Source organism: Bifidobacterium catenulatum PV20-2 (assembly GCF_000800455.1).
GTDB lineage: Bacteria > Actinomycetota > Actinomycetes > Actinomycetales > Bifidobacteriaceae > Bifidobacterium > Bifidobacterium kashiwanohense_A.
Genome location: NZ_CP007456.1, coordinates 1,785,091 through 1,797,733 on the forward strand (window position 1 = coordinate 1,785,091; position 12,643 = coordinate 1,797,733).

Annotated in this window: 10 protein-coding genes, 1 rRNA gene and 3 pseudogenes; 7 read left to right on the plus strand and 7 right to left on the minus strand. The window is 51.2% G+C overall.

Translation table 11 applies throughout. The annotated features are described in order from the left end of the window. Positions 1–32 precede the first annotated feature (32 nt). Entirely contained in the window at positions 33–2,333 is a 2,301-nt protein-coding gene (locus AH68_RS07790) for a hypothetical protein (protein WP_158332987.1), read from the plus strand. A gap of 97 nt (positions 2,334–2,430) precedes the next feature. Here AH68_RS07790 and rrf read toward each other — a convergent pair. The 4 genes and pseudogenes from rrf to AH68_RS07805 all read right to left on the minus strand — a co-directional run bounded on the left by rrf (position 2,431) and on the right by AH68_RS07805 (position 4,710). Next, a 5S ribosomal RNA gene (rrf, locus tag AH68_RS07795) occupies positions 2,431–2,547 on the minus strand. Between the two features lie 65 nt (positions 2,548–2,612). Beyond that, positions 2,613–2,754: pseudogene (locus tag AH68_RS11060) on the minus strand (Ppx/GppA family phosphatase); the annotation flags it as partial. A 236-nt stretch (positions 2,755–2,990) separates the two neighbouring features. Continuing rightward, positions 2,991–4,196 carry a pyridoxal phosphate-dependent aminotransferase gene (locus AH68_RS07800; RefSeq protein WP_039199118.1) on the minus strand — a complete coding sequence of 402 codons (1,206 nt, stop codon included), beginning with the start codon at positions 4,194–4,196 and terminating at the stop codon, positions 2,991–2,993. 130 nt (positions 4,197–4,326) lie between these two features. Next, positions 4,327–4,710, minus strand: coding sequence for a very short patch repair endonuclease (locus AH68_RS07805; protein ID WP_039199119.1), 384 nt, complete (start codon positions 4,708–4,710; stop codon positions 4,327–4,329). A gap of 274 nt (positions 4,711–4,984) precedes the next feature. Between AH68_RS07805 and AH68_RS07810 the strand changes: the two genes are divergently transcribed. Together AH68_RS07810 and AH68_RS07815 are read left to right on the plus strand one after the other, a co-directional pair. After that, on the plus strand, positions 4,985–5,989 hold the full coding sequence (locus AH68_RS07810; RefSeq protein ID WP_052189194.1) for a Gfo/Idh/MocA family protein: 1,005 nt from the start codon (positions 4,985–4,987) through the stop codon (positions 5,987–5,989). Positions 5,990–6,409: 420 nt separating this feature from the next. After that, positions 6,410–8,164 carry a UvrD-helicase domain-containing protein gene (locus AH68_RS07815; protein ID WP_039199121.1) on the plus strand — a complete coding sequence of 585 codons (1,755 nt, stop codon included), beginning with the start codon at positions 6,410–6,412 and terminating at the stop codon, positions 8,162–8,164. 415 nt (positions 8,165–8,579) lie between these two features. Here AH68_RS07815 and AH68_RS07820 read toward each other — a convergent pair whose 3' ends face one another. After that, positions 8,580–8,843 carry a Txe/YoeB family addiction module toxin gene (locus AH68_RS07820; protein ID WP_039199122.1) on the minus strand — a complete coding sequence of 88 codons (264 nt, stop codon included), beginning with the start codon at positions 8,841–8,843 and terminating at the stop codon, positions 8,580–8,582. Continuing rightward, positions 8,843–9,061: a type II toxin-antitoxin system Phd/YefM family antitoxin gene (locus AH68_RS07825; RefSeq protein WP_234737409.1), complete on the minus strand. Its 219-nt coding sequence runs from the start codon at positions 9,059–9,061 to the stop codon at positions 8,843–8,845. Before AH68_RS07825 ends, AH68_RS07820 begins: the two co-directional genes overlap by 1 nt. Before the next feature lie 514 nt (positions 9,062–9,575). Here AH68_RS07825 and AH68_RS11300 point away from each other — a divergent pair. The 3 genes and pseudogenes from AH68_RS11300 (at position 9,576) to AH68_RS11355 (ending at position 10,730) form a co-directional block, all read left to right on the plus strand. Beyond that, positions 9,576–10,023: pseudogene (locus tag AH68_RS11300) on the plus strand (DEAD/DEAH box helicase family protein). Continuing rightward, a pseudogene (locus tag AH68_RS11350) lies at positions 9,957–10,136 on the plus strand (DUF8090 domain-containing protein); the annotation flags it as partial. The pseudogenes AH68_RS11300 and AH68_RS11350, both read left to right, overlap by 67 nt. Positions 10,137–10,280: 144 nt before the next feature. Further along, positions 10,281–10,730: a DUF3427 domain-containing protein gene (locus AH68_RS11355; RefSeq protein WP_039199126.1), complete on the plus strand. Its 450-nt coding sequence runs from the start codon at positions 10,281–10,283 to the stop codon at positions 10,728–10,730. Positions 10,731–10,789: 59 nt separating this feature from the next. On the opposite strand, the gene AH68_RS10775 is transcribed toward AH68_RS11355, so the two are convergent. Beyond that, entirely contained in the window at positions 10,790–10,939 is a 150-nt protein-coding gene (locus tag AH68_RS10775) for a hypothetical protein (protein WP_158332988.1), read from the minus strand. A gap of 270 nt (positions 10,940–11,209) precedes the next feature. Between AH68_RS10775 and AH68_RS07845 the strand changes: the two genes are divergently transcribed. Continuing rightward, a complete protein-coding gene (locus AH68_RS07845) occupies positions 11,210–12,511 on the plus strand; it encodes a DUF6880 family protein (RefSeq protein ID WP_039199127.1) in 1,302 nt (433 codons plus the stop codon). The last annotated feature ends 132 nt before the right edge of the window (positions 12,512–12,643 follow it).

The window sequence follows — 12,643 nt, forward strand, 5'->3', positions numbered from 1 at the left end:
ACGTTACCTCTGGATATTTGAGATTCCATCCGATGCTCACCATCTCACTCTTTGTGGTGGCATTATTGTCGGCGATGCTACCCGTGGTGGCCTTGAACAGCTTGGATCTATACGTACAGGCCGCCAAAGAAGGCGCAGCAGGTCAATCCGGAGGGTACACATATCAAATTTCAGGAGGCAGCAACGATGTAGCCGAAGAACTCAGGCAACAAGTCCAAAACGGTAAGGCCATCGGCGTCAAATCCACACAAGGATCAGTAGGCCTCACCTCCGCCAGCGGCTCTTCACGAAACACCATCGCAGACATAACTTTCCTAACAGGCCCCTCACGATATGGCACGCTCATCGAAGGGCATCAGCCGTCGCAAAAAAACGAAATCTCCCTGTCTCGGACCGCAGCTGAACAAATTGACGCCCAGCTGGGAGATATAGTCACCGTGCAATGTGACGATTCCGCATTATCAAGCGACTATAAGCTCATTGGCATCACCGTCGATGCTGCGAACACCAACACCGTGTACGCAACAGCAGTGTCTTCCAAAGACAATCTCCAAAACATACAAATGTGGCTCACCGACGATGACGCTACCGTAAATCAGGGAGAAGTCGCGAAAGAGAGCGCAACCAACAATGTCAATATCGGATACATCAAATCGACAATACGAAATGCCGAAGAAACGGTTCGTACTCGCGATCTGCCAGGATGCCAATGGTACGGAATAGTTCTGTTCCTTTGCTTGTTGTGCGTACATATCGCAGTGATGACGGCATTCTTCCGAGCAAGTCAGTGTTCCGGAGATGCTGTGGTAGAAGCTCTGGTAGCTTGCGGATTCCCCCTCACCACCAGCAGATGGACAGTGTTCCGAGGATTGCTTATTTGCACAATACCCGGAGCCGCAATCGGCATCGCAGCCGGATATGCGGTATTCGGTCTTAGCTACAGGACCATAGGCAGCATATTCGCCCAATATTGGGAATGGCAACCATCAGTAACTTCCCTGCTGTCTGTCTTTTTTGTCGCAGCGATTTTGCTGTGCTCGCTATACTTGACATGGCTGGTTTTGTTCTTCCGCATATCCTTTAAGCATGACATCACAACCAGAAACGCATTATGGTACATCATTCTCTCCTCGGCCGTTCTGATGTTTTCTTGTGTGGCGATAGAACGTTATCATGCAGCCGCATGGCCGTTTGGCGGATCAGTAGGCTCGGTCATGGGGGCTTGCGCTCTGGGGCCTATGCTCCTTTCACTGCCTTGGCTTTTCCGCACGCCAGCACAATGCAGTGCGGTAGAACGTACACGAAGTTTGTCTGCCCCAGTATGCGCATTGGCACTCTTATTGTTAGGTGCCAGCTCATTGTTTAGCGGGCAAATGATGATAGCGACAGGCAATTCGGATAATGGGCTGTTCATCGCCGATTATTTGACTCAGGATGACTTGAACTATCTTGCCGGCAAATATCCCGAGACTCTAGACAAAGCCATCGTGCTCACGGCACCGGATGAATCCCGGTATCTGGTCCGCGCCGCAACTTCCCATGCTTACGATTGCGTCACTCAACATGGTTCCGACGACGCGGATTGCTACTCAGATTCCGATAATGAAACCACTGTCATGCTTGTTGATAGCAACTCATCTTTAGCTGGTAAAACCAACGACGTTCATATTGCCGAAGGCGGTAACACTGGTATCATTCTCATTGATCCAACAACCCAAAAAATAACTCAGGCAGCACAAGTTCCCACCGAGGGCACCGATTCGCTGCTCAATGATTACACCATGCCTGGCGTGGTTCTTGGAATCGACTCACCGCAGGCAAAGACGCTTGGACTTGCACCGAGCAACCGGCATACTCTCGTTATTACTGATTTCCCGTCAATTGCTTCCGGCGTTCGCGATTCGATTCGATCCGACATCATTAACCGTTGTGGGTATGCATTCATTACCGAACACGACACCACCTCTTACCGCTCCTACGTGGCACGTGCCATTGCCATGCCGGCTTTGGCTACGATTATCAGCGGCCTGACATTCGCCGCATTGGCTATATCAACCCGTCAATCGCAGTCAGCGTTACGCTGGACTCTTCAAGAATTCGGTGCATCACGATTCCAGCTCATGCGCTTGTTCAAACCTTTAGGAATAACCATGTCGCTGGGATCAACCATAGCCGTATTCTTGGGGTGGCTGGGCTCGCATCCTTGGATTGTTGCGCCCGCGAACGAATTCGGCACCACTGGCTGGTGGTGGCTCATACCGCTACCTGTCATTTTTGTTGAAACGGCATTGTTCTGTTGGTGGTTTTCCCTGCCTGAGCGCCGCCATCAGTGACCTTCGGATTCACATTCGCGCGTAATTGGACTTGCACGAATCGAATAATGAAAAATCCCGAGGAGCGGCGCTCGACTCGGGATTTAAAAAAGTTTAAGTGCGGCGACATGCTACTCTCCCACACCCTCTCGAGTGCAGTACCATCGCCGTGCTAGGCCTTAGCTTCCGGGTTCGGAATGGGACCGGGCGTCTCACCTAGGCTCTGATCACCGCAAGATGAAATAATACGCACACATGCCTCAATCACCAAATCACGGCGTGTCGCAACACGTTTGGCCACATCAGCCGCGCCGTGCTTTTAGCGCTTGCCTCAGGTTCAGGGCGAGCTCCGGAAGCCGCGTCAACGATGAGCATGTGTACAGTTATTCGAACCAATATCAAGCACGCCGAGTCGCGTGGCATACGAATGCAAATCGACCATGATTCAACAGCATAGTTACCGAAGCATTTAACATGTTACGCGACATGCCATTGACAACCTTCGCTTTTTTCTTTATCTCAAGTCAGGAAGAAAAGGGTGCTTACCCCTCTTATAGGGCGGAAACAACGATTGCAATCAACAGAAAAACATATACAAAAGACGGTTCCACACGATGTTTCCATCGCACGGAACCGTCTTCACCGCAAAAACAACAGTCTCAACAAGCCATGCAGAAATCAGCCGCGAAGCTTGCTAACAAAATCGCCAAGCCGCTTCAAACCTTCACGCAACGCCTCGCGCGAGGCCGCATACGACAGTCGCACATGCGTGTCCGCGGTCGCCTCGCCGAAATCACGACCAGGCGTCAATGCGATATGCGCTTCCTTCAACGCGCGCTCACAGAACGTCCACGCATCAAGACCAGTGCTGGAAATATTGAAATACGCATAGAACGCGCCATTCGGCTCGACTTCCAACGGCAAACCGATCTCAGCCAATCCGTCGACCACAATGCGACGACGCTCCAGCAACTCCTGACGGCGTTCCTCGCACACGGCCAACGTTTCCGGAGTGAAGCACGCGAGCGCCGCATGCTGGGTGGGTGTATGCGCGCACAGGAAGAAGTTGGTGGCGAGATCATCCATGGCTTCGAGCGCGTATTCAGGCACGACCATCCAGCCCAGTCGCCAGCCGGTCATGCCGAAGAACTTGGAGAAGCTGGAACATACGATGGCGTCCGGGTCGCAGGCGAGCACGGATTTCACGTCGGAACCGTCCGGTTCACGGTCGGCTAGGTCAAGGTAGGTTTCGTCGACGATGCGCCATGCGCCGCGTTCTTTCGCCAGGTCGCACACGGATTTCAGAGTGTCGAAGGCGATGGTGGTACCGGTCGGGTTCGACGGCGAGGTGATCATCACCGCTTTGGTGCGATCCGACCAGTATTCGCGGCATAGTTCCGGTGTGAGATGGAATCGGGTGTCCGCGTTCGTCGGCGCGTCCACGACTTTGCCTCCGAACGCGCGGACCAGTTCGCGATTGCACGGGTACGACGGGTCGGCGATCAGCACTTCGTCACCCTCGTTCACCGTCAATGCGGCGGCAAGCAGCAGTGCCGTGGAACCTCCGGCCGTAATCGCGATACGTTTCGGATCGACGCTCACATGGTGGCGTTCTTTGTAGAAATCGGAAATCGCCTGACGTAATTCCGGCAAGCCCATTGCAGCGGTATATGGCAATGGACGGCCATCATACTGTTCGCGCATTGCATCACGTACTGCGGGCGGAGCGCCGAAATCCGGCTCCCCCAGGCTCAACTTGACCACATCGGTACCTGCGGCGATCATCTCGTCGGCCATCGCACCAAACACCATGGCACGGAACGGATTAGCAATCTGGGCGCGGTGCGACATCTGCGGCAGCGCGCTGTTCTCAGCATTTCCCATAGTTCGTTTGTATTCTTCAGACGCGACAAATCGCAAACACCGTCTCGCCGCCATTACGCTCGTTTTGAAAACAGAAAATCACATGTCACGCAAAGCTGGAACCACGAGCATCATGCTCCAGCGGCAAGAATCACGCTTCGACGATTTCGCAGTACAGTCTCTCCAACCGTTCCTCACGCACTTTTTTGGCGAGCTCGCATTCCCACACCACGATCACTTTCCAGCCCATCGCTTCAAGTTCGGCATGCTGTCTGACGTCTCGTTCGTGGTTGCGCAGCAGTTTCGCACTCCAGAATTCCACATTCGATTTCGGTACGCGTGTGGCTTTCGGACAGTTTTCATGCATATGCCAGAAACAGCCGTTGATGAACACCATCGTACGGTATTTCGGCAACACCACGTCGGGATGCCCCGGATACCGCTTGTCGTTTTTGCGGAATCGCAGGCCTTTCGAAAAAAGAAAACTGCGTACCATCATTTCGATGGATGTGTCTTTGCCTCGGATATGCGACATGATGTAGCTTCTCGTACCACGCTCATATTTCTCTATTTTTGCGGATTTCCGAGGTTTTCCGGTCTTCTTAATTTGTTCCTGCGCTACCACAGCACACCATTATGGCAAGATCCGGCAAAATACGGCAAATCAGAAAAGCATCCGGACGAACGCGTGCAAGTGCGATACGGATCAACGCGCGTTGCGATCACGCATGGCGTACGCTGGAACTTGCAACGCAGCAATATAAATGAATCAACACTATTCAGACAGTTTACGAAAGATGGGGTTTAATATGGCTCGTATTCGTGTCGCGATTCTCGGCGCAGGCCGGATCGCACAACATATGGCTGACACGTTGGTGAAAATGGCCGCGGACAGCCGTTATGCGGATTTGGTTGAACCGTATGCCGTCGCCGCACGAGATGCGGGGCGTGCGGCTGATTTCGCCGCGAAATACGGCTTTCCGGTTTCATATGGTTCATATGAGGAACTTGTGGCCGATCCGAACGTGGACTTGGTGTACATCGCTACGCCGCACAATCTGCATGCGGAACAGGCGATATTGTGCATGAAGGCCGGCAAGGGTGTGCTGGTGGAGAAAGCGTTCGGCGCGAATGCGGCACAGACTCGTGAGATGTTAGCCGTTGCAAAAGAAACCGGCATGCTGTGCGCGGAAGCGATTTGGACGCGATACATGCCGTCTCGCGCCATTATCGATAAGATTCTCGCCTCCGGCGCGATTGGCGAAATACAGGCGATCGATGCGAACCTGTGTTACCCCACCACCGCGAAGGCACGAATCACTGATCCCGCGCTTGCCGGTGGCGCATTGTTGGATGTTGGCGTATATCCAATCAATTTCATCGACATGATCATGCATAATGCGCCGATCGTCCGCATTGAATCGTCGATGCGAGCGTACGAAACCGGTGTGGATGCGCATAATTCCATGACGTTCTATTACGAGAACGGTGTAATGGCGACCGCGCAAAGTTCGATTCTATGCCATAGCGACCGCATGGGATCCGTGTGGGGAACCGATGGCTATATGGTGTGCCAGAACATTAATAATGTTGAGGCGATTGACGTGTATGACGGCAATCATACGATTGTTGCACATTACGATGTTCCCGCCCAGCTCACCGGCTATGAGTACGAGGTGGCGACCGCCGCACAGGCTGTAATCGACGGTCGCACCGAATGCGAGGAAATGCCCCACGCCGACACCCTGCGCATTATGGAACTCATGGATTCGCTGCGCCGCGACTGGAACCTCACCTACCCCTTCGAACGTTGAGCTCCAATATTAGTTTCAGCGTCGGCGAATTGCGATTCCGTTTAAGCAGCCGACGCTGAAGCATTCATTGGCAGCACATATAATTTCTCCTTGCACTGGTTGAGAAGGAACATTATGGGATTGCTGAGCAAGTTCATGAACGCACTTATTGGAGAACCGTCTGTCCCCAAAACGGCGACTCAGCCCGCCCCCAGGCCTGCGCAGCAAAACGTTTCCGAGCCCACACAACAGCAGACGACGCAACGCAAGTCCACTGTACAATCACGTCAAACACAACAGCTTACGCAGCCATCCCAATCATCACAGTTGGCGCGATCGTCATACCGCGCGCAAACACAAACCACAGCTCGCAATACTTCTGTCACAACGAATCGTTCGCGAGCGCAATCTCATGCCAATTCACAACCGGCGCAGAAGCTTATGCCGCAACCGTTGCTTCCCGCCGATCAGATTGCGCGGGCGCGGAATATCATCGGTAAAATCGAAAAGCATGATTTAAGCGACGAGCAGATCAGCGCCATCGCCGGAGCTGGTCACAATACGCTGGTGCTTGCAGGTGCGGGAACCGGCAAGACCACTACTATCATCGGCTATATCGCATGGTTGCTGAACACAGGAACAGCTACCCCCGAAGAGATTCTGGTGCTATCGTTCACCAAAGCTTCCGCCGACGAAATGTCGAGCCGCATCACGCAAAGCACCGGCAAAGTCATCCGCGCATGCACATTCCATAGTCTCGGACTGGAAATTTGCCGTTCCTCCACTATTGCCAATCGTCCAATTATTGACGGGCACACGTCAAACAATGTGGTGCGTAACGCATTTGAATACTTGCTTGAACACAATGTTTCCTATCGTCTTCTGGCATTTAAACTCATGTCGCAACAGTTGCTCGATAAATATTCCGCAACTGCACGACTTGAGAATTTCCAGTTACCAACAGACGATTACGCATTCAATCAATATCGTCAGAATCTTATCGACACCACACAAACCATTATCCAGCATATGCGGTCAAACAATATTGACACTGCTGGAATGCAAGCTCTTAACGAACGTTATGGCGGTAAAAACATCGGCTGCAATCGTGAGATGCTGCAGCTCATAGAACCGCTTTATCACGCTTATATGCAGAATTTCGCAACCAATAATGGTATTGATTTTCCGGGAATGATCGTCGATGCCATCAGTTGCGTCAATAATGGCTCGTACCGTCATCCATATAAGTACGTGCTGATTGACGAATATCAGGACATGTCACGACCGCGTTATGAACTAATCCGCGCGCTTCGCTTGCAACATGATTTCTCACTATTCTGCGTTGGCGACGATTGGCAGTCGATTTATCGTTTCGCAGGCAGCGACATTCATCTCATTCTCGATTTCGACCGAATTTGGCACGACTGGGGTCCGACCCGCATGTTCCAAATCACCACCACACGGCGCTTCCGACAAAGTCTCATCGACGCAAGCGGAGCATTCGTGATGCGTGACACCAATCTGTATGTCAAACACTTGCATAATCCCAGCGATAAGAAGGATTACTCGCTGAAAGCACTTGGCGGGCATACTGAGGAAGAACGATTCAATGTAATTGTCGAGCAGTTGCGTAAACTGCCGAAAACCGCGTCCGTACTATTGCTTGGCCGGTATCGCAGCGACATCAACCTCATGATTCGTTGCGATCAAGACGGTCTGTTCTCCATTGACCAGAGCACTGGTAATATTCGTTTTCTTGAAAAACTGGATATGGATATTCGTTTCATGACCGCTCATGCTTCCAAAGGATTGCAACGCGATTTCGTATTTCTGCTGTGCTGTTCCGGCGGATTGAAAGGTTTCCCAAGCACGATTCCCGAAGAGCCGCTGCTTGGTCTGCTATTGCCGGAAGTGGAGAGATGCCCACATGCGGAGGAACGGCGACTGTTTTACGTGGCGATGACCCGATGCAAGAAGAAACTGTTCTTCATCGTGGATCAGACCCGTCCATCGCGATTCATGTACGAATTGCATAGCAAAATCTGTCCGAACATTTTCCGAGGAGTCAAGCTTCCTCCGCAATGCCCGAATTGTGGCGAAGCTCTAAGCTTGCGGCGCAATCGCAACGATCCGAACCGCTCATTCTACGGGTGCACCGGCTTCCCGAACTGCCGCTACACCCAACAAGCAAAATAAGCGTGACATACGTGATGTGAAAGTTTTCACTTCCAGAGATCATCTCCAGTTCTTCGCAAATGTCTGCACGCCCTATATTGTGTGCGTAACGCACGTTGCTTCATTGGTTGAGGTTACGGACTGAAGTATATCCCCTCCGGACAGGACGGCGATTGCACCGCTGCCCTACTCCGCTTCATGGACCGGTTCAGCTTGGAAGCTTGTTGCGATCTCGTGGATTTCACCCGAACCAAGCCCTTGGGGTCCTGGTTCTTCCGGAAGGATTCCGCGAAATATCACAAAGCAGTGCTCTCCCATCGGCACGAGCATGCATTCATGCCAGTCTGGAAGGAACTCTACTGATTTCTTGAGTCCCGCTTTGCGCGATGGACCTCCCGGCCTCACGATTCACTCGTTTCGTGGGGCCGGATTATTCCTATTCCTTGCTGTAGTGGCTTTTGGCGGAGAGAATAGTGATGCCGTCATCGTCGATTGTATAGACGAGCCTGTTTGCCGAGTCGATTCTACGTGACCATGCTCCTTGAAGAGCCCATTTGAGAGGTTCGGGTTTGCCGATGCCCTCGGCAGGCGAGCGCATGGCATCTTTTATCAGCAAGTTGATTCGTTTGAAGGTTTTCGGATCCTGCCTCTGCCAATACAGATAGTCATCCCATGCGTCCTCGGTCCACGAGAGAATCACTATTCCCCCTCTTGCTCGATCAGGTCATGACGAATAGTCTGCCTTGACTTAACTTGAGCCAATCCCCTTTGCACCTTGTCCATAAGGTAAGGATTCTCATAGATATGCAGCGTCTCCATAAGGGAGTCGTAGTCACTAGCGCTCATTACGATGACATTGTCTTTCGGATCTGAATTCGTAACGAGGATCGCGTCGGCATCCTCGTTTGCCTTCCTCATGTAGGACTTAAGTTCCTTACGAAAATTACTGTATGCGATTGCTGTAACCATTGCCCACGACCTCCTATGATTGTACAAGATATTGTACCACTTTATTTGTCGTCGAAAAATTCACAATGCCAAGAAACCTCGTCACCTGTTATTTTGTTTCAATCTTTAGGCTTGGCGCAATCGCCCCCGTTGTATCCTGGATCTGATTTCCGACAAGAAAGGAAGCCATGATGCCACGTAAGATCATCAATGTTTTGGTAGTTCGAATCTCACCATTAACGCACTGAATTCCAATCGCGAATGGAACCTTAAGGTCGCCTCCACCAATCAAAGTGGTCTTGCACGACAGCTTGAAGAGGAAATTGATTCGCAAATCAGCGAATCCAAGCCGCTCACCGACGCTTGGCTTGCATTATACGAGGAAGATTTCAAGCAATACGCACCACCCCGCCAGCCGAATCGCAGGCAGAGCAACGATTCCAACGCAGCCATCACCCCGAATGCCATGCAGGTCGAAGCGTTGATGAATCTTGTGCAACTGCGCAAACAGGGCGAAAGCCGTGCGATTATTATTTCGGCAATAGGCACCGGCAAAACGTATCTGTCCGCATTCGACGTGTGCCAATATAAGCCGAATCGCATGCTGCGCATCGCCCAGCAGGAGCAAATTCTCAAAAAAGCGCGGGAATCATATCAAAAAGTGCTTCGTTGCACCGATAATGAGCTTAGATTATTTTCCGGAACTAGTAAAAGAGCATGATCGCAAATATGTGTTCGCCACCGTACAAACCATGTCTCGTCCGGAAGTTCTCACACAATTCAGCAAAGATGATTTCGATTATATTTTGATTGATGAAGTACATCACGCTGCCGTGGATTCATATAAGAGAATTATTGGCAATTATTGTCTGCGCTGTTCCCTTATGCCGATAAGAGTATTCAGCAGTGTGATTCTGCTTTTTCCACGTTAGGTTATTCGTATTTCACGAGTGCGAATCGTACTCGTTTCGGCAATACTTCCTTGGTTTACATGCATGAGGACGGATCATACGTTTTGACTCCAGAATGCGAATCGATGCTCCAACATTCAACATTCCGCACGTTTTTCACGGACACTATCGAAGCTAGCTTGTTTAATGCTCTTTCACTGTCACGGGAGGCTCGCAAGCGTCGCATTACGCCAGATCATGGGTTCATATATGGCGAAAAATACAGTCTCGCTGACGTCATGCAGCTATGCGCATGGAAGGATGAGCAGATTCCGCAGAATGTGGGCGGATATAAGCTTGACACCGATACTAATTCCTTGCCGATCTTCATTAAATACGAGGCAAGCCAGTATGGCGATCGTTTCCTGAATCCCGAAGAAATTGAATGGTTCAGCAAGAATAATCGTTCTTTGCAATCTCCTGAATTCAAATGGATGCTTGACGGAACGGAACATACGTCAGAATGGAAAAACCGTCATTTTGTTCCCATTTTTATTCGACGCAAGGCCGAGGAAAAGGAGAAATCCTACTATTATGTCGGTTCCGCTATAGCTGTGGATGATTCGCATGAATCAGTGAATATCGCAGATGACGGAACACAATCGAAGGTTGTGATTTCCACACTGAAACTCACGAAACCGGTTGACCCCGAACTCTACCGTCACCTCACCGGCAACGCCGCGTTCTGAATAACCGTCGGTGCGGCAGCTCTGTTTGTAGCCGCCGCACCAATCAATTAATTAATTAATCAGCGGTTTTCCAATAGGCGGCACAGCACATCGTCGATGTCCGCATTCAGGCAAATCGAACGGTGCGCAATCGTAGCGGGAACCGCCGCTTCGCCGAATTCACGCATGAGTATGTCACGGCATTGTGGCACGGCAATGAACACGGCCATTCTACTGGCATTATGGCACCGTATGCCACTCATTTCAAATCATGTTTCACACACTGTTTCACGTAACGTTCCGTTATATCTTTCCTATGACATCGAGAAAGGAACGTAGCACCGTCACAACAGCTATTTAAAAACGTCTGGATTTCGTGTGAAAAGAGCATGCGCAACAACGGCAGCATGATATAGGCTGAATGAGGATATGTCTTGTTCCACGAAGCGTCATCGCCAACGCGGCACTTGTAAATCCATGTTTTTGAGGAAAGGCATGCAATGAGCAACGAACACGGTAGGATCAACCGTCTGCAGGAAGTCGAAGATCTCACCGAGTACATCAACAATGGTTGGCTGCATTCCGGCGAATTCGACGGTCCCACGTTCCTATGGAACCATATGATCCGTGAAGCTAGTCAGGAAGACGCCGAAAACCGCAATAATGTGCCCGTAGCACAGCTTTCCGACGCGGACATGGTAATCAGTATGCCCATGCAGTGGTATTTCGATTCCATTGCCGCCATGGTGCCCACAGCCGAACGCACCGATACCGGCGTGGAAATTCCAAGAATCGACATGCCGACTTTCCATCTTGATTCGCAAGCGCTCTCTGGAGTGGACGCGGTGGTCGGCAATGCCATCGTAAGCACACGTTGGCTGGATGCTGTCGGCAATCTCGCCAAGGCAGTGGAAATGACCGCGCGATTCGTTGGCAACGTCGCCGATCGAGACAATGAGGGCTTCGACTATTTGAAAGACCTGATTCAGACCGTGCGCGTGTACATGGACGCCGTGGCCTGCAATGCCGATCCCATGACCGGCGAACAGGCGCTGAATATCATCACACAGGTGGCTTGCAACGAGGATTTTCGTCTTAACGCCATGCAAATGGTTGAACTGCTTTCGTGCGGATTGTCGTTCGCACAGTGGGATGATACGCGCATGTTCGCTTACGATGCGTTGAATAAGGGCATTGCCACGATGAGTGATTTCGCCTCGTCTGCTTCGACGTTGTCAAACTCGGCAGATGATTCCGACAGTCGCGACATGCAAACTGATTCGCAGCCTGTTGCGCAAGCGAAAACCAATTTGGGTTTGTTTGAAGACGCTGATTCCTTATCCGCAGAAGATTTGAATAATCTCGCGATGCTTGATCCTGCTTTGCTTTCAGAAAAGGAGATCGCGCAGGCCGCGCAGAATCAGTTCGATCATGCCGTACAGTTTTTGCGGCATGACTTGCTGCGGATTAGTGGTGACATTGATGAGGCTGATCGTTTCCTGCGTGACAATCATACTTCCGAACCGCTCGCCGATGCGTATGCGGCACGTCTGATTGCTGCCGAACGTTGGCAGGATCTGCTCAATTTTGTCGATCTGGTATTGCGAGACAAACCTAATCAGGTCACGATGATGTTCCCCGAAGAAGTGGTGCCCTACGAGTGGGAGACGATTCGCGAGGCCGCTTTGGAAGCACTAGGACGCCGCGACGAATTGATTGCGATGTATCAGGGACGTTTAGATGACACATATGATCCCAACACCGCACTCAATCATCTGAAACTTCAGGCATGGCAAGACTAAAAGCTAAGAGCCAACAAGGCTGAGAGATAAGGCAAAAACGTATCGCATCAACAGGTGTGCGATTGTACTCCACGGCGACCGGACACAATCGCACACCTGCTTTTTCATATTGTCTCCAATATTGCTTCCACG